This is a genomic window from Corynebacterium sp. HMSC055A01, from assembly GCF_001809405.1.
In the GTDB taxonomy this organism is placed as follows: Bacteria; Actinomycetota; Actinomycetes; order Mycobacteriales; family Mycobacteriaceae; genus Corynebacterium; species Corynebacterium hesseae.
In genome coordinates this window covers 1-21921 of sequence record NZ_KV797535.1, presented here as the reverse complement: position 1 = coordinate 21921, position 21921 = coordinate 1, and the positions used below count along the sequence as shown (strand labels likewise).

Annotated in this window: 23 protein-coding genes and 1 other RNA gene; 9 read left to right on the top strand and 15 right to left on the bottom strand. The window is 60.3% G+C overall.

Going from position 1 to position 21921, the window contains the following annotated elements:
• Positions 1–101 precede the first annotated feature (101 nt).
• From HMPREF2604_RS02120 to HMPREF2604_RS02085, 8 genes are all read right to left on the bottom strand, one after another.
• Entirely contained in the window at positions 102–857 is a 756-nt protein-coding gene (locus tag HMPREF2604_RS02120) for an iron ABC transporter ATP-binding protein (protein WP_070562806.1), read from the bottom strand.
• Positions 854–1873 carry an iron chelate uptake ABC transporter family permease subunit gene (locus HMPREF2604_RS02115; RefSeq protein WP_070562803.1) on the bottom strand — a complete coding sequence of 340 codons (1020 nt, stop codon included), beginning with the start codon at positions 1871–1873 and terminating at the stop codon, positions 854–856. The genes HMPREF2604_RS02120 and HMPREF2604_RS02115 overlap by 4 nt, the downstream gene beginning before the upstream one ends.
• Positions 1874–1908: 35 nt before the next feature.
• Complete coding sequence (locus HMPREF2604_RS02110; RefSeq protein WP_070562800.1) at positions 1909–2910, bottom strand: ABC transporter permease; 1002 nt, start codon at positions 2908–2910, stop codon at positions 1909–1911.
• Positions 2911–2945: 35 nt separating this feature from the next.
• Positions 2946–3977, bottom strand: a complete 1032-nt coding sequence (locus HMPREF2604_RS02105; RefSeq protein WP_070562797.1) for a siderophore ABC transporter substrate-binding protein — start codon at positions 3975–3977, stop codon at positions 2946–2948.
• Positions 3978–4148: 171 nt separating this feature from the next.
• Complete coding sequence (locus HMPREF2604_RS02100; RefSeq protein WP_070562794.1) at positions 4149–5501, bottom strand: M20 family metallopeptidase; 1353 nt, start codon at positions 5499–5501, stop codon at positions 4149–4151.
• 4 nt (positions 5502–5505) lie between these two features.
• Positions 5506–7176: an AbgT family transporter gene (locus HMPREF2604_RS02095; RefSeq protein ID WP_070562792.1), complete on the bottom strand. Its 1671-nt coding sequence runs from the start codon at positions 7174–7176 to the stop codon at positions 5506–5508.
• A 300-nt stretch (positions 7177–7476) separates the two neighbouring features.
• Positions 7477–7950, bottom strand: coding sequence for a GNAT family N-acetyltransferase (locus tag HMPREF2604_RS02090; protein WP_255365831.1), 474 nt, complete (start codon positions 7948–7950; stop codon positions 7477–7479).
• 193 nt (positions 7951–8143) lie between these two features.
• Entirely contained in the window at positions 8144–8794 is a 651-nt protein-coding gene (locus tag HMPREF2604_RS02085; protein ID WP_070562789.1) for a DJ-1/PfpI family protein, read from the bottom strand.
• 202 nt (positions 8795–8996) lie between these two features.
• On the opposite strand from HMPREF2604_RS02085, the gene HMPREF2604_RS02080 reads away from it, so the two are divergent.
• Positions 8997–10064, top strand: a complete 1068-nt coding sequence (locus HMPREF2604_RS02080; RefSeq protein ID WP_070562786.1) for an LLM class flavin-dependent oxidoreductase — start codon at positions 8997–8999, stop codon at positions 10062–10064.
• Between the two features lie 59 nt (positions 10065–10123).
• Here HMPREF2604_RS02080 and ssrA read toward each other — a convergent pair.
• Positions 10124–10503, bottom strand: a transfer-messenger RNA (tmRNA) gene (gene ssrA, locus HMPREF2604_RS02075).
• 211 nt (positions 10504–10714) lie between these two features.
• On the opposite strand from ssrA, the gene HMPREF2604_RS02070 reads away from it, so the two are divergent.
• Positions 10715–11986: an SLC5/6 family protein gene (locus HMPREF2604_RS02070; RefSeq protein WP_070524667.1), complete on the top strand. Its 1272-nt coding sequence runs from the start codon at positions 10715–10717 to the stop codon at positions 11984–11986.
• Here the strand turns inward: HMPREF2604_RS02070 and HMPREF2604_RS02065 are convergent.
• From HMPREF2604_RS02065 to prfB, 5 genes are read right to left on the bottom strand one after another with little or no spacing between them, the layout of a single operon-like run.
• A complete protein-coding gene (locus tag HMPREF2604_RS02065) occupies positions 11983–12339 on the bottom strand; it encodes a DUF488 domain-containing protein (RefSeq protein ID WP_070530313.1) in 357 nt (118 codons plus the stop codon). The genes HMPREF2604_RS02070 and HMPREF2604_RS02065 overlap by 4 nt on opposite strands.
• 10 nt (positions 12340–12349) lie before the next feature.
• The gene (gene smpB, locus HMPREF2604_RS02060) at positions 12350–12853 is read right to left on the bottom strand and encodes an SsrA-binding protein SmpB (protein WP_010189093.1); all 504 of its coding nucleotides are present in this window, start codon (positions 12851–12853) and stop codon (positions 12350–12352) included.
• A gap of 54 nt (positions 12854–12907) precedes the next feature.
• On the bottom strand, positions 12908–13810 hold the full coding sequence (ftsX, locus tag HMPREF2604_RS02055; RefSeq protein WP_070562783.1) for a permease-like cell division protein FtsX: 903 nt from the start codon (positions 13808–13810) through the stop codon (positions 12908–12910).
• Positions 13811–14500: a cell division ATP-binding protein FtsE gene (gene ftsE, locus HMPREF2604_RS02050; protein ID WP_070562781.1), complete on the bottom strand. Its 690-nt coding sequence runs from the start codon at positions 14498–14500 to the stop codon at positions 13811–13813.
• A 33-nt stretch (positions 14501–14533) separates the two neighbouring features.
• Entirely contained in the window at positions 14534–15640 is a 1107-nt protein-coding gene (gene prfB, locus HMPREF2604_RS02045) for a peptide chain release factor 2 (protein WP_070562778.1), read from the bottom strand.
• Positions 15641–15709: 69 nt separating this feature from the next.
• Between prfB and HMPREF2604_RS02040 the strand changes: the two genes are divergently transcribed.
• Together HMPREF2604_RS02040 and hisN are read left to right on the top strand one after the other, a co-directional pair.
• A complete protein-coding gene (locus tag HMPREF2604_RS02040; protein ID WP_070562775.1) occupies positions 15710–16537 on the top strand; it encodes an inositol monophosphatase family protein in 828 nt (275 codons plus the stop codon).
• Complete coding sequence (hisN, locus tag HMPREF2604_RS02035; RefSeq protein ID WP_070562772.1) at positions 16530–17303, top strand: histidinol-phosphatase; 774 nt, start codon at positions 16530–16532, stop codon at positions 17301–17303. The genes HMPREF2604_RS02040 and hisN overlap by 8 nt, the downstream gene beginning before the upstream one ends.
• A 268-nt stretch (positions 17304–17571) precedes the next feature.
• On the opposite strand, the gene HMPREF2604_RS02030 is transcribed toward hisN, so the two are convergent.
• Positions 17572–18774, bottom strand: coding sequence for a S1 family peptidase (locus HMPREF2604_RS02030; protein ID WP_070562769.1), 1203 nt, complete (start codon positions 18772–18774; stop codon positions 17572–17574).
• Positions 18775–18963: 189 nt separating this feature from the next.
• Between HMPREF2604_RS02030 and HMPREF2604_RS02025 the strand changes: the two genes are divergently transcribed.
• From HMPREF2604_RS02025 to HMPREF2604_RS02005, 5 genes are all read left to right on the top strand, one after another.
• A complete protein-coding gene (locus HMPREF2604_RS02025) occupies positions 18964–19392 on the top strand; it encodes an NUDIX domain-containing protein (RefSeq protein WP_070562766.1) in 429 nt (142 codons plus the stop codon).
• Between the two features lie 25 nt (positions 19393–19417).
• Positions 19418–20098, top strand: coding sequence for a DUF4232 domain-containing protein (locus HMPREF2604_RS02020; RefSeq protein ID WP_070562763.1), 681 nt, complete (start codon positions 19418–19420; stop codon positions 20096–20098).
• Positions 20099–20145: 47 nt separating this feature from the next.
• Complete coding sequence (locus tag HMPREF2604_RS02015; RefSeq protein WP_070562760.1) at positions 20146–20454, top strand: hypothetical protein; 309 nt, start codon at positions 20146–20148, stop codon at positions 20452–20454.
• Positions 20455–20457: 3 nt separating this feature from the next.
• The gene (locus HMPREF2604_RS02010) at positions 20458–20904 is read left to right on the top strand and encodes a DUF1990 domain-containing protein (protein WP_070562757.1); all 447 of its coding nucleotides are present in this window, start codon (positions 20458–20460) and stop codon (positions 20902–20904) included.
• An 84-nt stretch (positions 20905–20988) separates the two neighbouring features.
• The coding region (locus tag HMPREF2604_RS02005; protein ID WP_246818359.1) for a vWA domain-containing protein at positions 20989–21921 on the top strand (933 nt) is incomplete at its 3' end.

Here is a 21921-nt window from a genome sequence, read left to right as displayed (position 1 = left end):
CACACCCCCAACAAACAACAAATCCCCAGGAAGATGCACATTTTGACGCTCTTCCTGGGGCGGTTTTCTGACTGTCGGGCAGTCCACCTGAATGTTAATAGCTAGTGGTAACAGGCCAACAGCCCATCCGGGCCATCGATAACAGTGATTGGGGTTTCGAAGATGGGCGTGAGAATCTCATCGCGCATGATCTCCTCCGGACTGCCGAAAGAAACGATGCTTCCATCCTTGGCCGCACAAATGTAGTCGGCATAACGAGCAGCAAAGTTGATGTCATGGAGGACGATGATGATCGTCCGGCCAAATTCCTTGCCGGCCTTCCGCAAATGCTTCATCATCTCCACAGAGTGTGAGATGTCGAGGTTGTTGAGGGGTTCGTCGAGAAGCACGTAATCCGTTTCCTGGCAGAGCACCATCGCCACATAAGCGCGCTGGCGCTGCCCACCGGATAGCTCGTCGAGATAGCGATTCTCCAATTCACGCAAGTGGAAGAAGTCGATGTAGCGCGAGACTATCTCTTCATCTTCCGCAGTCAGGCGTCCCTTCGAGTAAGGGAAACGGCCGAAGCTCACCAGCTGGCGCACGGTCAGCTTGGTAATGAAGTGATTCTCCTGGCGCAGGATGGAGAGGATCTTCGCCAAGTCCTGCGATTTCGTGGAGGACACGTCGTAACCGGCGACCTCGATGGTGCCTTCGTCGGCGTCGAGAAGCCGGCCAATCATCGTCAGCATCGTGGACTTGCCCGCGCCGTTCGGCCCAATCAGCGCGGTGATACCGCCGGAGGGAATTTCCAAATCGATGGGACCGATGTTGGTCTCGCCGGAGTAGGACTTCGAAACATTGGAAAGCTTGATCACAGCTTGCCCTTTCGCAGAATGACCAGGAGGAAGACGCTGCCGCCCACCAACTCAATGATGATGGAGACCACACCCTGTGCGTAAAAGACGTGCTCCATCAGGAAGTAGGCGCCGGTGAGTACAGCGAAGGCGGTGGCTATAGCCATCGGGAAGAGGAAACGGTGGTCATAAGTCTCCGCCGCCTGGTAGGCCAACGTTGCTACGAGGAATCCGAGGAAGGTCATGGGCCCGACGAGCGCGGTGCTCGTGGCCATGAGGATGGAGACCAAAATCAGCGTGTAGATGGCGTTGACCTTGTGGTTAACGCCCAGGTTTGTGGCGGCATCTCTTCCTAATGCCAACACGTTGAGCTGACGGGAGTTGAGGAACATCAACAGTGTCACCGCAATGACCAGCGGAATCGCGATGGGATAGTACTCACTCTCCGCGTTGTTAACGGAGCCAAAAAGCCGCGCGGTGAGCACATCGAACTCGCTGGGGGTGAGCATGCGCTGCATAAACGTTGCCAACGAGCCGAGGCCGCCGCCGATAATGATGCCCACGAGCAACATCGCATGCATGTTGTTGCGGCGGCTAGTCAGCAGCCAAGAATACAGCACCACAGACAGCGCCACCATGAGCGCGAGCTGCATGAGAAAGGTTCCCATGGTCCGCGCCTGGGTCAGGCCGGCAGCACCGAGGAAGAAGACCGTAGCCGTATTGATGGCCACGTACAGGGATTCAAAGCCCATGATGGAGGGCGTGAGGATTCGGTTGTTGGTCACCGTGTGGAAAGCTACCGTGGCGACTGCTTGGCACACGGCGACAACCGCCATGGCGGTCACCGCATCAGCGCGGCGACGCGCAATGAGCCACCACTTCCGGGTCCCAAAGTCCATGGGGTTGTCATAGGCCAAAAGGCCGAAGGCGAAGAGCAGCCCGGCGAAGATCAAAGCACCGAGGATGATCCAGTACTTTCGCGCCGCAGCCGCAGACTGGAAGCTGCCCACGTTTCGCCGGGCTCGTGAAACTTGCACAGCTTCCTTCGTCGCAGGGATAGAGATACTCACACTCACTTGGTCGACCTCACGATCAAGACGACGAAAACGATAGCACCCACAACGCCCAGGATGACCGATACGGGCATCTCAAACGGAGAGATGATCGTGCGGCCAATCAGGTCGCACAGGGTCACCGTGGCGATGCCGAGCAGGCAGACCCATGGAAGATTAGAGCGCAGGTCATCGCCGCGCACCATGCTCACCACATTAGGCACGATGAGGCCCAAGAAAGGCAGGGCGCCAACGACGACGGTGACCACGCCCGTCGCCACCGCGATGAGGCCGGTTCCCAGCAGGATCATCCGCTGGTAGTTCAGGCCAATATTGGTGGCGATGTCCTCCCCTAGCCCGGCGACGGTGAGTTTATCCGCGTAGAAACACACCGCCAGCAAAACCAGGAGCACGATCCACAGGACTTCGTACTGTCCTTCATAGACAGAGGTAAAGGATCCCATGAACCAGATGCCGAGCTGCTGCAAGGTATCCGTCGCTAGCGCTACGTAAGACGACACCGCACTAACGACAGCGCCCAGCATAATGCCGATGATCGGCACGATGAGTGAAGAGCGCAGTGCCACGCGACGCAGGAACGCGAAAAACACCATGGTGCCCACGAAAGCGAAGAGCACCGAAATGATCATCTTCACCAGTACCGATGCATGCGGGAAGAGGATTAGGGAAAAGAGCAGGCCCAATCCGGCCCACTCGGTAGTTCCCGTCGTCGTGGGTTCCACGAAGCGGTTTTGAGTCAGCAGCTGCATAACCAAACCGCTCATTGCCATCGCAGCGCCCGCCAAAACGAGCGCCACGGTACGCGGTATGCGGGTGGTGAAGAACATCTCCCAGCCGTCCTCATTATCGAGGATGCTGTACTCGCCCACGATGAGGGAAAGGAGGAGTAGCGCGACGACGCCAAGTACGCCAAGGCCCAGCTTCCAGGTCAGCACAGAACCGCGCGAACTGCGCTTGTTCGCGGCTGGCCGCTGGGACGCAGCGCTACTCTTCACCGTCACGTTGTGAATCTTCTCCTTCGCTAACGCAGAACTGTTTAGGCTTGGGCCTTCTCGAAGGCGTCGGCAAGCGCGTTCAAGATCTCGGTGTAGGTAATGATGGACTCATCAATGTAGGTGTCATTCGGCGCCACGTAAACGTTGCCGTCCTTTACCGCGCTCACGCTCTTCAGCGCCGCATTGTCCTTGACCAGCTTCTCACCCGGGGTGACCTGCTCGCCTTCCTTGGAAATGGCAGCGTCGCGGTCCATAACGAGGATCCAATCCGGGTTGGACTGAGCAATCGCCTCGACGGAGATATCGTCACCCTCGTGGTCGTCAGAAGCATTGTCGACTTCTAGGGCCGGGGTCAGGCCGAGCAAGTCGAAGACCGGCCCATACACGCGCCCGATGCCAGGAGCGATGTAGCCGATTTCACCACCGGAGGTATTCACGGCCATCACCTTCTGCTCAGGGTCATAGGCCTTCTTGGCACGCTCGGCGGCAGCGTCGAAGTCCGCGATGAGCTTTTCGGCGTCTTCCTCGTGGCCAAAGACCTGGCCCAGCGCCTCGGTGTGGCGCTTGAGCTCTTCGAAGAAGTCCTTGTCATCGCGCGGCTCGAAGTCAACAACTGGAACATCTTCGAGCAGCTTCTCGATGTCCTCCTGGTGCTGCTCGAAACGCTGACCGTTCCACACCACGTCCGGCTCCGCCGCCACGAGGTTTTCCAGATCCGGCTCCTTATGGGAGCCCAGGTCAACCTCGACGGTGTCCTTGTTGTAGGTATCACGCAGGGATTTCGGCACCAGCGGAAGCGGCGCGGCGGCGAGGTCAACATCCCACTGAGCCAGAACGGAGAAAGCGCGGTTATCCGTCACCGCGGGGTTCTCTACCGGCAGCGCGACGTCCTTCGAACCAAAGTTATCCTCCAGCGTAATCGTGGAGGAGTCCGCGGCTGCGGAGTTGGTCGGCTCAGCAGAATCCTGGGATTGGTTTGCGGAGCAACCCGTTAGAGCGAGCGCAGCCACGGAGAGGGTGGCGGCAACCTTGGTGACGGTCGTGCCTGCGGCACGGCGAGAAAGAGTAAACATAGCTTCCTTGCATATTAGGTGTGGCTAACCACAGCTGGCAAATAATGTCAGCGCATAACCTAACCTATGTAAGGCTTACCTTTCAAGCACACAATTGTTTCTTAATTCATCACGGGGGTACGCATACGCTGGGCGACGCCCCGTGACGTGCCATTACAAGAACGTGGCACGCTACCCCTTCTCCGCGATGAGATCGGTCACCGATACAGGCCCTTCTCTATCAAAGTCTTCCTGCGCCGCGCGGCGAAAGTCCGAGTCCGCCAAGAAATCTAGCGCTACTTGCGCCAACCCTGCAGCGGAATCGACAGCCGCATCCACCGCCTGCGGCGTGGCCGCCAAGCGGGCGAAGTCCTCGGTATGCAAGGCCACGTCGGTAGGCGAAACCTGCACCATCGGGTGCAAACCCGGAACGAGGTGGGAGACGTTGCCGAAGTCCGTCGAGGCAGCCACCGTATCCGGAACCGTCCCCGCCGGCAGCGCAGTGCGCCCCCGGCGCGCTTGCGTCGCCGTCCAGCGGTCCACCAGCGCCGCATTGTTGCGCACGGGCAGCGTCATCGGATGCTCGTCCCAATCCACATCCACCTCAACGCCGGCCATGAGCGCTGCACCCTGGACGATGTCTTCCACCCTGGCGGACAGATCCATGAGCGTGCGCGTTCCCAACGAGCGCACGTAAATAGTCATCTCCGCCTCGCTCGGAATAATGGAAGGGCGATCGCCACCGCTCATGATGGCGTGCACGCGATCCGAAGGCGGCATCTGCTGCCGCATCAGACCAATGCCCTGGTAGGCCAAGCTCGCGGCGTCGAGGGCGTTGCGCCCCATGAAGGGCTGGGAGCTCGCATGTGCAGCCACACCACGAAATGTCACACGCAAGATGCGGCGGCCTACCCAGGCGTGCGCGCCGATGTCATAACCAAAGCCATGGATCATCACTGCGGCATCCACGCCGTCGAGGCTGCCTCCGCGAATCATGTATTCCTTGCCTGAATGACCTTCCTCCGCAGGGGTTCCCTGGAGAAGTATGCGGCCGGATAAGGAAGGGGTGGCGTCGTCCAGCACGGCAGTAGCCGCCAAGAATCCAGTAACACCCGCCGCGGCGATGACATTGTGCCCACACGCGTGCCCAATATGCGGCAGGGCATCATATTCCGCCAGGATGGCCACGGTGGGATGCTGCCCGGGATCGAAATCCAGGCTCTGCCACGAGGCTTCGAACGCGGTCTCCACACCATAGACCCCGCGGCGCGTGGAAAAACCATGCTCCTCCACGAGGTCCGCGAGTACCGCCATGGAGCGATGCTCCTCAAAAGCGGTTTCGGGGTGGGCGTGCAGATCCGCAACGATGTGCGCTGCCTGCTCCCGCAGGGCATCTGCCTGTGCGGCAGCAGCGTCCCAGAGCCGCGATTGGCCCGGGTAGTCCTCTCCGTGCTTTTCCGGTGGGGCGGCGGACGCCACGCGCTTGGCGACGCCCTCCTCCATCGCCTCCAAATACGCTGTCGACGGATTGTTGCGTTCGTCCATTCGATTAACCAATCATGACGTTGTTGCCCGGTCCCAGCGGAAGATCCACATAGAACCAGATGGCCAGCAGAATTGCCCAAGCGGTAAAGAACGGGATAACGAAGGGCACGAGGCGCGACATCAGTGTTCCCAGGCCCGCCCCGCGCTCATAGCGCTGGAGGAAGCCAAGCATAACGATCATGTACGGGTTCAGCGGGGTGATGATCTGGGTCGCGGAATCACCAACGCGGAACGCACCCTGAATGAAGGCCGGCTCATAGCCCAGCAGGGCAAACATCGGAACGAAGACCGCTGCCATGAGCGTCCACATGGAGGAACCGGAAATGATCAGCAGGTTCAGACACGACGCGAGCGCGATGAAGGCGAAAATGGCTGGGAAGCCGGTAAGCCCGATGGATTCGAGGAAGGCCGCACCCTTCACGGCAGTAAAAGTACCGATACCGGTCCACGCAAAGAGCGCCACGAACTGACCCAGGATGAAGGCCAGAATAAGGAAGCTCATCATGTCTTTGAGAGCACCGATCATCATGTTCACGACGTCGGTGATCCCCTTGACCGTGCCGACAACCTTGCCGTAGACAACGCCGAGCACCAAGAAGTAGGCGAAAACGATGAAGACGATGGAATTCAGCAGCGGGGACTTGGGCAAGAAGCTGCCCTCCTCATTGCGCCACGGCGATTCTGGCAGAAGGACCGCGAAGAGGATGATGGCGGTGAGGATGACCGTGGCCACACCGGACCAGATGAGGCCCTTGGATTCGGCCGGACGCAGTTCAGCGGTGAGCTCCTCGCCGTTTTCATCGCGGTCACCACGCTCAGCGGCATCCTCAGGGTCGATATCTTCCTCGGTGGGAACTTCCTGCTGCCACATGCGCGGCTCGATGACCTTGTCGATGATGAAACCAGCCAGCACACCCAGCACGATGGAGGAGGCCACGTTGAAGTAGTAATTCGACATGGCGTTAACCGGCGCGAAGTCGGTATTCGGCAGCGTCTCCATGACCGCGGTCGTAATACCGGCAAAGAGCGCATCCAAGGAAGTCGGCACCAAGGATGTGGAATAGCCAGCGCCCACGGCGGCGAAGCCACCAATCAGGCCAGCCACTGGGTGGCGGCCCGCGGCTTTGAAGACCATCGCCGCCAGCGGCGGGACGATGACGAAGGCGGCATCCGCCATGACCGAAGCGGTCACGCCGATGACGCCGACTGCATAGGGCAGCAGCCACGGCTTCGCAGAACCGAAGAGCTTACGGATGAGCGCCGAGAGCATTCCGGAGCGCTCCGCGACACCCACCGCCAGCATGATGGGCAATACCGTCACCAGCGGCGGGAAGTTGATATAGTTCTCCCCCATTGTCGTGGTGAACCAGGTCAACCCTTCACCGGTGAACAGGCCTTTAACTGGCTGAATCTCATCGCTACCGGGAATCTTAATTTCCACGCCCATCTTCGCCATGATGGTGGAAAGCACACCTGTGATCAGGAAGAGGATCAGGAAGATGGTGAAGGGCTCCGGCAGCTTGTTGCCGATGTATTCGACACCATTGAGGAACTTATCCAGCATTCCCCCACTGGATTGTTGGCTCTGCTTTTGCTCAGCCTTTGCGGGATGCGACTTCGGCTTTTCCGCGGTGCCAGCGCCGCCTTGTGGCGCTGCATTGGATGGGCTGTTCATGGGTACTCCTGTCGTAGGGGTCAGTCCCAGTGCTCCACGTCACACTGTTGGGGAAAGGCTACCACGTGACTGTAACTTGGGTAACAAATTCTTTTGTCCTGGGTCACATTTTGTTCGGACAGCCCTACCTCGCTTTCGTCCCGCACCCCTACACCCCTCACGGGATTCCGATTACGCTCACTGCAAATAGCGCCCCAAAATCGACCGTTTTTAGCCCCTTATCTACCGTGAACGACACTGAGAGGTGTCCATTAGCCCTGACTTGGCAATGATGCTCGCTTTTCACGATTTTGTTGGAGACTATCTGCGCTCCCAACGGACTTCGCCGTCAACGACCTGTGCCGTGGGGCTCATCCCTGCATAGGCAGCGACATGCTGTGAGGCTAGGTGCTCGGGATGGATATGAGCGATGAGATGCGTAATGCCTCGCTCCGCAAGATAAGCGCTAAGCAGTTTCACGGCTTCCTTGGCGTATCCATGCCCCTGCCACTGTTTCCCAATCACCCATGCGATCTCCGTCGCATCACCGCTGCGGGGCACAGTCGCCTGGACGTAACCTATCGGTTGCTTACTCGAACCGAGGGTGACGATGAGATTGATCCATTCTTCGGTACCGTCGCTCGAGCCGCCTCGGGTTTGGAACGCGTACCGTCGCGCAAGCTCATCAGCAGAAGGCGGCTCACCACCCGTAAACGTGTACAGGGCACGGCTGGAAAGCACAGTAGCCATCTCGGTAGCATCCTCGACACGAAGCGGCCTTAAGTCGATAGGCATCTTTATCGCCATAGTTCACCACGCAAGATTTGATCAGTCACTAGAACATTAACGCTTCTGCTGACGACGAAGTTCCGAGCGCCCTCTCACCAAGAGCGCTTTTCACCCATCGCTACACTCACGGGAAATAGTGGCCCAAAATCGACCGTTTTTAGCACCTTATCTACCGTGAGCGTCGTCGGCTTCCCAGACGTCACTCCCCGCATTCAGCGTCGTCAACGCTCGAGGGCACCAGCCCATAAAGCCGGGCGAAAGGATCCCACTCGCAATCGCGATGCGGCTCGAATTCCGCAAAGTTGGCAGCGTCGATGGCAACAGCTTCGGAGCTGAGGTACTCAATGAGTGCGACCGTCATATCCATCCCCGCCGCCACGCCTGAGGAAGTCCACCGATTACGGTCCTGCACCCACCGCGCCTTGAGCTTCCAAATCACGGACTCCCCGAAGGAGCTCGCCCACGCAAAGGCACGCTTGTTGCTCGTCGCGGCGTAGCCTTCCAAAAGCCCCGCTGCCGCCAAGACCGCAGAACCCGTGCACACGGAGGCAACCCACGGTGCTTGTGCGCCCAACCCACGAAGCCACGACAGAAAAGATTCGTCCCCTACGAGCTGCCGGGTTCCTTTACCGCCGGGAACGAGGAGAGCGTCGGTCGGCCCAATCTGCCCATAAGAAATCGTCGGCACCACTTCCACGCCCTGCGAGCTTGCAACTGGCTCGCCCGTCGGCCCGGCGAAAACCACGGTGATGTCAGGCACCGCTTGAAGCAGCTGGACGGGTCCGAAGACGTCGAGAAGCTCAAAGCCTTCAAACAAGACGACAGCGATGCGGAGAGATTCGGTATCCATGCGGCCATCCTAAAGCAGGCCCTATGAGCACGGACGAGCATCTGGGACCCGGGTTCAATTCCCGGCGGCTCCACACACGAAGAGACCCCAGATAGAACGCTTTCTAACTGGGGATTTTGGCGGAGCAGCCTTAGACCGTGACAATCTGCTGATGGGGCGCTACCCTGGTTGTTGATACGTCACCAATAGGAGTGTTTGACCAATGAAAGCATTCGGATTCTTAAGTTTCGGACACTACGCATTCGGGGGCCAGCGCGGCCCGTCCGCGGAAGAAGTCGCGAAGATCCACCTGGAAATCGCCCAGGCTGCAGATGAGATCGGTGTGAACAACGCGTCTTTCCGCGTCCACCACTTCGTACCGCAAGCCTCAGCCCCGATGCCGCTGCTCGGCGCAGTCGCCGCCACCACCAAGAACATTGAGGTGGGCACCGGCGTGATCGACATGCGCTACGAAAACCCACTCTACCTCGCCGAAGAGGCCGCATCCCTCTACCAAATCTCCGGCGGCCGCGTGGCCTTGGGCGTCTCGCGCGGCACCCCGGAGGTTGCCGAGCGTGGTTGGGAGGCTTTCGGCTACAAGGGCGAGGCCCCCAACGGCGCGGACGTGGCACGAGCTCACCTCGAGGCGTTCATGGCTGCGGTGGACGGCAACGGGTTTGCCACCGCCGCACCTCTAGACCGCCAGTACCCGAATATGTTCCAGCCCGGCTCCGCCCTCCCTGTCTTCCCCATTGCCCCTGATCTACGCAAGCACATCTTCTACGGCTCCGGTACTCATACTTCGGCAGAGCAGACCGCCAGGGACGGACTGAACCTGATGTCTTCCACCTTGGTTTCCGAGACCACCGCCGCGACCTTAGGTGAGATCCAGGCAGACCAGATCAGCCGCTACCGTGCTGCCTGGAAGGAAGCGGGCCACGACTGGGCCCCGCGCGCGTCCGTCTCCCGCTCCATCTTCCCCATCGTGGACGGCGCCGATATGCAGCGATTCGGCATGCAGGCCTCCGGCTCCGACCAAGTGGGCATGCTGCCCGACGTCGGTGCGTCCACCTTCGGCCGCACCTATGCCGCCGAGCCCGACAAGCTCATCGAGCAGCTCAAGGCCGACCCGGCCGTCATGTCCGCCGACACCCTACTGATCACCATCCCGACCGGCATGGGCGTGGACGTCAACGTGAAGATTCTCGAAAGCTTCGCCACCCATATCGCCCCTGCGCTAGGCTGGCAGCCAAACACTGAGGGCCCGGTCACCGGTTACCCGATCGGTTAATCCACCCCCTTCACACAAGAAACCCGCTGGCCGTTATGACCAGCGGGTTTCTTGCCATTCAGTGGAGCCGCCGGGAATTGAACCCGGGTCCTTCGTCACCTCGCCAGGGCTTCTCCGTGCGCAGTCTGCGCAGGATCTCTACTCGGCCCTCCGGCTCGGGCAAACTCGCTCCGGATGATGGGCCCAGTTGCTCTAGAAGTCCCCAACCGGCCGAACAACAAACCGGTCAGGCAAGTTCCCTAGTCGATGCCAGGATCTAGGTCAGGAACCAAACCTAGGCTGACAGACACGCGTCGCTGAAATTAGGCAGCGAGGGCGTAGTCACGCTGAGAGTTCTTCTCTGCGTTTATTGGTTGCTACGACGCTTAACGGTGGTCTCTAGCCTGCACCGGCACGCTTCCCCTGGCTCAATGTACGAAGTCGAAACCAAGTCGACCCCTCGATTGCACATTGCTGTGAAAGCTGCGCAGAACGCATCTTCATGCGCCCTACGGTTCGTTCAACGCTACTGCACCTGCCCCTATTCCCGCAAGCTTCGCCCCAGGCCACATGAGGCATAGCTTTCATAAGCACCCCCTTGTGATTAACATCAACCTCAACGCTGTTAAGGTGTGTGAGTCCTATCCTCCTACTTTGTTAAAGGCTGCAAAGTGAGCACACATACCGAAACCACCAGCTCCCCGGAAGACGCTAAACGCCCAGCAAGCAACACCGAATGGGCCATCTCGCTCTTCGGCACCGCCGTGGGCGCTGGAATTCTTTTCCTCCCTATCAACGCGGGCAGTTTCGGCTTCTGGCCCCTCCTCGTGGCCACGATTCTGATTGGCCCGATGACCTACTTCTCCCACCGCGGTCTCGCCCGCATGATTTGTGCGTCACCGCGCCAGGGCGAGGACATCACCGCAGTGGTCACGGACTATTTCGGTAAAAGCGCTGGATTTATCATTTCGGTGGTTTATTTCTGCGCCATCTTTCCCATCGTCCTCATTTATGGCGTTTCGATCACCAATACGGTTGATAGTTTCATCGTCAACCAGCTACACGGGCCCTCGGTTCCGCGTCCTCTATTGTCGTTCCTCCTCGTGGGCATCATGACCATCGTCTTCACCTTTGGCCAACGCATGGTGCTCGCCGTCACGCAGTTCCTGGTGTATCCGCTGATCTTCTGTCTCGGCGCGCTGTCCATTTATCTCATCCCGCGCTGGGATATCGCCTCCTTCATGGAAGTTGGCAACAATGATTGGCGCGTCGTCGGTGCTGTCGCCCTCATCATCCCCGTGTTGGTTTTCTCCTTTAACCACTCCCCCGCCATCTCCCAGTTTTCCTTGGCTATGGTCGCTGCACACGGCCGCGAGAAGAGCTCCGAGAATGCGTCGCGCGCGCTGGCGCTGACAGCGATTCTGCTCACCGTGTTCACCATGTTCTTCGTGTGGTCATGCACCCTCACGCTCGGTGCAGACGGGCTCGCGGAGGCCCGCGAGCAGAACCTGCCGGTCTTGTCCTACTTGGCCAACGTCACCGGCGTTCCGGTCTTGGCCTTCCTTTCCCCCATCATCGCGATGATCGCCATCATCTCCTCCTACTTCGGCCACGTGTTGGGGGCCACCGAGGGCGGCAACTTCCTGCTACGCAGCGCCGCACCGCACGCTACGGCGAAGCTCTCGGAAAAGCAGCTCAATTCCATCATGCACGGCATCATCTTCGTGGCCGCGTGGGTTGTCGCGATCATCGATCCATCGATCCTGGGGCTTATCGAAGCCATCGGTGGCCCCTTCATCGCCTCGATCCTCTACCTGCTGCCGATGTATGCCATCCACCGCATCGATGCTCTCAAGCAATTCCGCGGCCGCCCCAGCAACGTGTTCGTCGTCGTCACGGGCCTCATTGCCGTGGGCGCGACTGTGTGGAGCCTCATCGGCTAGCGTTCCTCCAACCACGCCTTCAGCACAGTGGCGTGGTTAACCTCGCGATCCTTGGCGGCGAAGAGGAGGGTGACGTCGCCAAGCTCTGCAAGGTGGCGCAGTTGCTCCAGTTCCTCGCTGTCATTCGCGTCGAGCTCCGCGCGGTAGCGCCGCGCAAACTCTTCGAAGGCATCGGCGTCGTGGCCCCACCACTTACGCAACTCCGGACTGGGCGCGACATCCTTGAACCAGTGCTCATAAGGGAGGCGATCCTTGGCCACGCCACGGGGCCAGAGCTTATCGACGAGCACCGCTACCCCACGAGGTTCCTCGTCACCCCGAATAATGTCATGTACCTTGGCCGTGTAAATCATGGCTCCCAGGTTAGGCGTTGATCCCCTTGACGCGCCGGCCCAGCTCGCGAGTGATGTCGCGGTCCTGGTCACGGCGCTTAATTGCTTCACGCTTGTCATAGTCCTGTTTACCCTTGGCCAAGCCGAGCTCGCACTTGGCGCGGCCGTCCTTCAGGTAGACCTTGAGCGGGATCAGCGTCTTGTTGCCGTCGCGCACCTGCCCCATGAGTTTGTCTATCTCCCGGCGGTGCAACAGCAGCTTGCGCGTGCGCTTGGGCGAGTGATTCGTCCACGAGCCCTGGGAGTACTCCGGGATGTGGAGATTGCGGATGTAGACCTCGCCGTCGTCGATAGTGGCGAAGGCATCCGCCAGGGAAATCTTGCCTTCGCGCATCGACTTAATCTCGGTGCCCACGAGCACCATGCCGCATTCCAGAGTGTCGAGGATGGTGTAGTCGTGGCGGGCACGTCGGTTGGTGGCCAGGGTCGAGTTATTGTCGACGGCCGCCTTTTTCTTCTTTGCCTTCTTCGCCATAGTTCCGACTATATTACGCTACTGCCAGGCAAAATCCACATCGCCCCTACAGCTCTAGGTCCGCACGTAGGCGCGCATGGTTACCTGCGCAGTCAGCGCAGCACACACAATTGCCACAAGCCCGACGATGGGCAGCGCCGTCCAGACGTCCCCAGAGGTCACCGGGGCCAGCAGCTGATTGTGGTACAGGTCCTTCAACGCAGGATCGATCACGGTGTTCTTTCCCACGATGACGCCCACCCCGGCGAGGACGACGCCGCCGACAGCACCGAGGACCGCTTCCATAATGAAAGGCGCGTGAGTAACCCACCGCGAGGCGCCAACAATGCGCATAATCGCGGTCTCTCGCTGACGCTGATAGGCGGCGATCTGCACCATGTTCGCAATCAGCATGATGGCTGCAAGCGCCATCACTGCTGCCAGGACGAAGGTGGCATTCCGGATGGCGTCAAGGTTGCCCGCGGCGCTGCGCACCTCCTCCTGCTGGTCGACGATGTCGCTGACAGCGGGGTCGGAAGCGATGGCGTCGATAGGCGCGGTATCCGTCGGATCCTTCAACCGCACGTGGAAGGCAGCCGGCAGTGCATCCGGGGAGGTTTCCTCAACCATGACCGGATCGGTGTCCTTGAACAGCTCCACGAAGCGCTGATAGGAATCCTCGCGGTTGCGGTAGCTCACGGACTCAATGTCCTCATCCGCTTCCAGTTTCTTCTTCAGCCCGGCACACGCGGTATCCTTGCACTCCGGATCGTTGGCTGAAATCTCCTCATTGAGCTGGACCATGACCTCGACGCGCTCGAGGTAGATGTCCTTGGTGTCATTGGTCATCTGGGTGACCAAGACGCCGGCCACCACCAACGCCACCGAAATGGCGGTGGTAATCACCATGGCGATAGTCATGGTGATGTTGCGCCCGAGCCCCTTAAAGGCTTCCCTGAAAACAAAGCCTAGATTCACCTAGACCGCCTCCCCGTACATTGCGTTCTTCTCATCGCGCACGAGCGTGCCGTTGTGCAGCTCGATGACGCGCTGGCGGGCCTCGTTGACCGCGCGCGCGTTGTGCGTCGACATCACCACGGTGGTTCCGTGGCGATTGATCTTGGTGAGCAAGGCCATAATCTCCGCGGCAGTGGAGGGATCGAGGTTGCCCGTGGGTTCGTCGGCAAGCAGCAGCTTGGGGCGGTTGACAAAGGCCCTCGCAATCGCCACGCGCTGCTGCTCACCGCCGGAAAGCTCGTGCGGCATGCGATGCTGCTTGGCGCCTAGGCCGACCATGTCGAGGACCTCGGGCACTTGCTTGGCAATCCGCGCCTTGCGTTTGCCGATGACCTCGAGGGCAAAGGCGACGTTGTCGTAGACGTTGAGCTTGGGCAGGAGCCGGAAATCCTGGAAGACGTAGCCGATGGATTGGCGCAGGCTATTGACCTCGCGGCCTTTCAACGTGTTGACGTGGAAGTCCCCGAAGTAAATTTCTCCCGAGCTCACATTGGTTTCGCGCACCATGAGCTGGAGGAAGGTCGACTTGCCGGAGCCGGACGGGCCGATGAGGAAGACGAATTCGCCGTCCTCAATCTCAAAGGACACGTTGTCCAGAGCGGGCCTAGTGGAGGTCGGATAGACCTTGGACACATTCTCGAAAGTGATCACTTAAGCCACATTAGCAACATTTGTCACTCGGGCCTAGGCCTCCTGCTGCGCCATGCGCCACCGGATTCCGGATTCCAGGAAGCCATCGATATCTCCGTCCAAGACCTTGGAGGGATCCCCTACCTCGTAATTCGTCCGCAAATCCTTGACCATCTGGTACGGATGCAGCACATAAGAGCGCATCTGGTTGCCCCAGGATGCATTGCCACCGGCGCCCAGCGCATCAAGCTCCGCGCGCTCTTCCTGACGCTTGCGCTCCAACAACTTCGCTTGCAGCACGCGCATGGCAGAGGCCCTGTTCTGGATCTGGGACTTCTCATTCTGACAGGTCACCACGATGCCGGTCGGGATGTGTGTCAGGCGCACCGCCGAATCCGTCGTGTTCACCGACTGACCACCGGGGCCCGAAGAGCGGTAGACATCCACGCGCACCTCCGAATCCGGCACCTCGATGGAGTCGGTCTGCTCCACCACCGGCAGCACCTCGACCTCAGCGAAGGAGGTCTGGCGGCGGGCTTGGTTATCAAAAGGCGAGATGCGCACGAGGCGGTGCGCACCCTGCTCCACGGAGAGCTGGCCATACATGTATTCGCCATGCACCACGAAGGTCGCGGACTTAATACCAGCCTCCTCGGCATAGGAAATGTCGTAGACATCGACTTTGTGGCCGTGCTTTTCCGCCCAGCGCGTGTACATGCGCATGAGCATCTCCGCCCAGTCCGCGGCATCCACACCACCGGCACCGGAGCGGATGTTAATCACCGCTTCGCGCTGGTCATACTCGCCAGAGAGCATGGTGGTCACCTCGAGCGATTCGATGGCGGCGCCAAGCTCCTTCAACTCTGTGTCGACGAGTTCCTGGGAGGCCTCATCGCCTTCTTCTTCCGCCAGCTCCGCCATCACCGGCAGATCCTCAATCCGCCCGCGCAGGGACTGTAACTTGCGCAGCTTTGCCTGCTGCGCCGACAGCTCCGAGGTCACCTTCTGAGCATGGTCGGGGTCATCCCACAGCGACGGGTCCCCCGCCTGGGCCTCGAGCTCGCGCACGCGCTCGGACACCGCCTCCGGGTCCATCACCTTTTCAATGGAGGTCAAGGTGGCGCTGAGTTCCTCAAGTCGTGCTGTTTGTTCCGGACGCATAGCCCCCTACTCTACTTATTCTTTCTCTCTGATTAGCCATCGGCCGCGTTTAGCGCGACAATAGGCGGCATGAGTGACCAGCCAAGCCTCACCGAGATGATCGATGCCATCATCAAGACCTTCATCGTTGCCCACGCGGACGATACCGACGCCCACCTTGCCCAGGCGCTTGTTTATAACGCCGGCCGCCTGGCCTGGCGCCTGCGCGAGCAGGGAGTAGGCATAGAGCAAAAGACCTCCGTCTCTGATGTCGTCACCGACGCCGACTTCGCCGCCGAGCGCTTCGTGGCCGGTGTGCTCGAAGCCCTGCGTGGCGAGGACGGCATCGTGGGCGAGGAGGGCGCGAACCGCGAGTCGACATCTGGCCGCACGTGGGTCATCGACCCCGTCGATGGCACCTACAATTTCGCCTCGGGCTCCGATTACTGGTGCTCTGCGCTCGCGCTTGTCGACGCTGAAGGGGTCACCCTCGGTGCCGTCCACCGCCCCGCCATGGGCTACACGTGGTTTGGTGGCCGCGACTTCCCCACCAGTCTGGACGGCAAAGAAGTCACCAAGCTTACCGATACCCCCGCCGACAAGCTGTGCTTGTCGACATACCTGCACCCTACGTCCATGACCGACCCGAACATCGCCGCCGCGTGGGAGAAGGTGGCACCACACTTTGCCACCGTGCGCATGCTGGGGGCGGGTTCCGTGGATCTCTCCTGCGTGGCGGATGGCACGTGGGGTGCCTGGATGCAGCACTCGGTCAAGGACTGGGATTGGTATCCCGGCCAGGCGCTAGTGCTGGCCGCGGGCGGCGCGGCGCGCAAGGTTGAGGCCGGCGGTGTGGAATGGTGTATCGCGGGTAATAAACAGGTAGTTGATCAGATGGAGGAATGGCTTCGTGGGTAAGTACAAAGAAGACCTCGGCCTGGCGCTGGAGATGGCAGGCCACGCGGACGCCATCACGATGCACCGCTTTGAGGCTGCGGACCTGTCCGTCAAGGAAAAGCCGGACATGACCCCGGTCTCCGATGCGGACCTCGCCTGCGAAAAGACCATCCGTGAGGCGCTCAAACGCTCCCGCCCGCGCGATGAGGTGCTGGGTGAAGAGTTTGGTGGCGAGGCCTGCTTCGAGGGCCGCCAGTGGGTCATCGACCCCATCGACGGCACGAAGAATTTCGTGCGCGGCGTTCCCGTCTGGGCCACGCTAATCTCACTGCTGGAGGACGGCGAGCCGGTCGTCTCCGTCGTCTCCGCCCCAGCCTTGCGCCGCCGCTGGTATGCGGCCAAGGGCAGCGGCGCCTACCGCGTCTTCGGTGGGGAGCCAAAACGCCTGCGTGTCTCCGAGGTCTCCAAACTGGAAGACGCTTCCCTGGCCATGAGCTCGCTGTCGGGCTGGCGCCCGCACCGCGATGCCTTCGTCTCATTCACGGATAAGGTCTGGCGTCTGCGCGGCTACGGCGACTTCTGGAACTACTGCCTCGTGGCCGAAGGTGCCGTCGACATCGCTGCCGAGCCGGAGGTTTCCCTGTGGGATTTGGCCGCCCCGGCACTCCTCGTGACCGAGGCCGGTGGACGCTTCACCAACGTCCGCGGCGAAGACGGCCCCCACGGCGGCTCGGCACTGGCCTCCAACGGCAAGCTTCACGACGCCGCCCTCAGCGCCCTCTCCTAGGCCCCGCACAGCACCCCAGCGCCGCGGGCCGGTGCCGCACCCCAGCGGATCGTGTTCCGAAGGTCATTTCGATCATTTAGTGCCCCAGATCTTTAAAGATCTGGGGCACTATTTGTTAGAAACGTACTCTCCCAGCCACGCGCCCGCGGCTCCGTGACCGTTTTCGCAAACAAGCCCCTTCAGAACGCAAGTTTTTCGGCCTTATTTACGAAAACGGACCCCACACACGACTAAAGGGGCCCCGCAGGGCCCCTTTTCGCAGCGGTGGTTAGTTCTCCGGAAGCGTGAATCCGGAACCTACGCCCTCGCGGCGGTTGAGATCCGCGATGATGACATCGGTATTAGAAACGACCGTCGGGTTGTGCAGCGCGCCCTGCCACGGGGTGCGGCACGACGGCAGGCCTGGCACCAGTCCGCGGGATACCGAGCCGACAATGCGGCCATTGTGGAAGACCGGCGCACCGGAATCTCCGACCATCGCGCACACCTGGTTGATGGTGATCTTCTGACTGTGCTGGAAGGTCATGCCACATGTGCGGCCGGTAGCCACACCGCTCTTGCAGGTAATATCGCCCGGCTGGGTGGTGCCACCGATCCCTTGGGCGGTCACACCGTTATAGCTGCGGGTTACCTCGGCCTGGGAGCCAAACTCGATGAGCGAGTAGTCCAGGTTCGCGTTCTTCGCTACCACGGTGCCGGTGGGGCCTACCTGCCAGGAGTCCGCCGAGGACACCGGATCGCCGACATTTCCACAGTGGCCAGCAGTAATACCGACCTTGCGGCCTTCGGCATCAGTGCCGGCTGCCGTCAGCGTGCACATGGTGTCCTCACGAATGTACAGCGGGGTACCCGGGCCGTACAGAGACTTCCCTTCGGTCATCGCAACGTTAGATTCCTCGGGGATTTGGGGAGCATCGTAGTAAGAACCAGGCACTCGGTGCAGAACGTAGTCCGCGTGCGGTTTACCAGCAGCAACCTTGGAGAACAGGTCGTTCTTCCACACATAGTTCGGATCCGTACCCTGAGGTACAAATTCCGGCTGCGTGGCTTCCTCCAGCAGTCCGATGGGGGTCGGGTTTGTCAGAGCTTGTCCCATGCTGGCGTTAGCATCGGCGTATTCTTGCGCCGAAGCCAAATCCGGCAGCTGGGTATTCAGATTCGCTTGCTGTGTGAGATGCTGCGCCGCAGGCGAGTTCACAGCGCCAGCAACAGCCTGGGACGCATCCTTCGATGCCGCCGCGGTTGCACCGTTGACGGCGGTATCGACGGCGTCGGTCAGCTCCTTGCCCACGGGCTTGGTCTCAATGCCCACAGACTGCAGATCCGCACGTACCTGATCAACGAAACCTGCTGAATCAATCTCCGGGATGGTGGGGAGCTCCTGAGCACCCGCCACTGGGTTACCCAGGAAGAACGCACCTGCGAAAGCCGAGCCCACAATGACTTTCTTAAGGTGCGGAATTTTTCTCATTGAGTAATTCCTCTTTTCACTTCTTCTCGTATTGGTCTATAAGACTTCCCCCATGATGACACGCGCACTGGGGTCGCCGTTTTCTAACGTGAGGGACTGTGTCCAAGCCGTTACACTACTGACAGTTTTCGGGTGCCCCCTCTCTCCCTTCACCGCCTCTCAGACCCCACGCGGACCTACTATGGAGGCATGTCTGAGACTGCCAATTCTTCGTCATCTCCTGCAGACATTGCTGAGATCGTCGCTGTCATCCTGCGCGATAACCATGGTCGCGTTCTTGTCATCCGCGCCACCGATACTCCAGAATTCGTCCTGCCATTTGGCTCCATCGATGAGACTATTAACCCAGCCCACGCTGCCCAGCTCATCGCCTACGAGGCTGTTCGCGCCACGGTTGATGTGTCGAAACTGCGCCGCCTGGCCACCTACGTCTCATCGGGGGCTAATGGTGCCCCACACGCCATCCACGCTCACGTCTATGTCTGTGAAGAAGAAATCTCCGTTGCCCATCCTGACAAGGAAATTGCCGAGCTAGCCTGGGTCGATCCCGCCGCCCCGGACGTCACTATCGCGCCATTACTTAGGGAGAGGGTATTCCCCGCCCTGCAGGAACTCTAGGTCCATAACGTCTAGACTCCCCACCATGATTACGCAGCGACTACTCCCCGTTCTCGCCGCCGGTTCCTTTGCCCTTGCACTGGCCGGCTGCGCCACCGACGACAGCCCTGATGCCACGCTTTCCGCTGTCTCCCCCACCGCTCAAGCAGCCAGCGCCGAATCCGGGGCTTCAGCACCCGCAGACCCGCAGGCACCCGACGCTGATGCGCAAGATTCCGAACAAATACCACCTGAGTCCGGTGACAGCACCGAAACCGCTCGCGACACTGCCCAAGCCACAGCCGATGGCGCATGCACCACGCAGCTACTCGATATCGGATTATCCAACGCGCAGGGGGCCGCCGGCTCACGCTTGGCTGACATCACCTTCACCAACACTTCTTCCACGCAGTGTACGTTGAAAGGCTTCCCCGGGGTTTCTGCCGTCACCAATGACGACGGCACCCAGCTCGGCCCCGCCGCCGAGCGTGAATCGGGCCAAGAAACAGCAACCGTCACGCTCGAGCCCGGGCACTCTGCCCGTGCGGGCCTGAAGATGACCAACATCGGTGTCCTCGACCCAACTTCCTGCCAGCCCCAGGCGGCCGACGGCCTGCGCGTCTACCCGCCCGGCGAAACCGCCAGCGCCTTCATCCGAATTTCCGGCTTCGAAGGGTGCGCTGGCGATGCCAACTACCTTTCCATCCAGCCGGTTACCGCAGGTTAAACCCGCTTAAAAGCAGCAGGCGTTCACATCGGTCTACACTCGCGGCCATGGAATCCAAGAAGCTGACGTCGCTGGTGTTTGGGAACGTTGTGCTGGAATCGCACATGACGAAGACAACTATTGTCGTCTATTCGGAAGACATGCGCTCCTGGTACTTCCGCCCGAGCCCCTATACGGAGCTCAAGGTGCCGCTCGATGAACTACAAGGACAACTGAGTAGAGAGCGCGCGGAGCTCATCTCAGAGCGCATTTTCGATAACGTCAAACTCGAGCTTGAGGAAAGCTACCCCGGAGGTGTGGACCGCGCACAGAAGGAACTCTGCGCCTGGCTTCGCCGTACAGGCGACAGGGCTTAAGCGATGCCCGAACCACTCTCCTACTCCTCCACCGCAAGCTTCCCACAACTGCACATGTCCCGCGTCATCGACGCTGATTATGACACTGCGGCAGTCAAACTTTTTCGCTGGGGCCTGCAGCGCAGTGGCCTCTTCCGGGTTACTCCCAGCCACGCCATCGTAGAAGAAGGAGCGGAGGTTTCGCTCGGATTGGGGCCGTGGGAGTTTCGCTGCCGAGTGGTGGGTGTATTCCGCGAGGAGGGCCGCTGTGGCTTTACCTACGGCACCCTCCCTGGCCACATCGAGCGCGGCGAGGAGACCTTCACCCTGGAGCGTCTACGGGATGGACGCACGCTGCTGCTTGTCGACGCCTCCTCCCAGCCCGCCCGCCTTAGCTTCCTGCGCCCACTTCTCGATATTCCCCGGCGCGCACTAATCCGCTTCTTCTACCTGCAGGCTTTAGATGACTAGCAGCGGGGGTGTAAACGGGGGCCACTCCCCCTGAGCTCTACGCTCGCCTAGCGAGGCACCCACAAGGCATGTAACTTAACTCACATGCACACTTTCCCTCGCCATACTTTCCGCTCCCTACTTGCGCCCTTAGTGACCATACTCGCGGTCTTAGCCGCCGCAGCTGCAACCGGGCTGTTTCCCTTAGCCGCCGCGGAAGACAAACCTTCCGAATCGGCCAACTCCACTTCCAGCAACATGGCTCCAACCATGGTGGTTTTCGATTCCTCCGGCTCGATGATCACCAACGATGCCGGCGGGCAGACCCGCATTGATGCCGCCAAAGAGGCTGCCCGCACCTTCATCACCGAGGCTGGTGACGACGCTCCTCTGGGGCTTGTCACCTACGGCGGCAACACCGGCGAAGCCCCCGAAGATGAGGCGGCCGGTTGCCAGGACATCACCGTGGTCACACCACCCGAGGCCGGTAACTCTGAGAAGATGATCGCTCATATGGATGGCTTGCAGCCACGAGGATTCACCCCCATCGGCGAGTCCCTACGCAAGGCCGCCGCTGAGCTACCAGAGGAAGGCCAGCGCAGCATCATCTTGGTCTCCGATGGCGTTGCCACCTGCACCCCGCCACCCGTGTGTGATGTGGCGAAAGAGCTGAAGGAGCAGGGCATCGACCTAGTCATCAATACCGTCGGCTTCAACGTTGAGCCCGAGGCACAGCAGGAACTGCAGTGCATTGCCGACGCCACCGGCGGCACCTACGCCGACGCCTCCGACGCCGATAGCTTGGCCAAGGAACTGAACCGCGCAGCACCCCGCACCTTCAACGCCTACGAGTCAAACTTAGAGGAGATCGAAGGCGGCGAAACCGAAGGTTCCCCGGCCAAGGTAGACCGTGACGTAGAGGCCTTCTCCACCACTCTTCTTCCGACGGAGGGTAAAGGGCACTCGGCTGAATCCACTACCTTCTTCACCACGGACCTGACCCTGTTAGGTAGACACCTGATATCCAGCCCGGTTGGG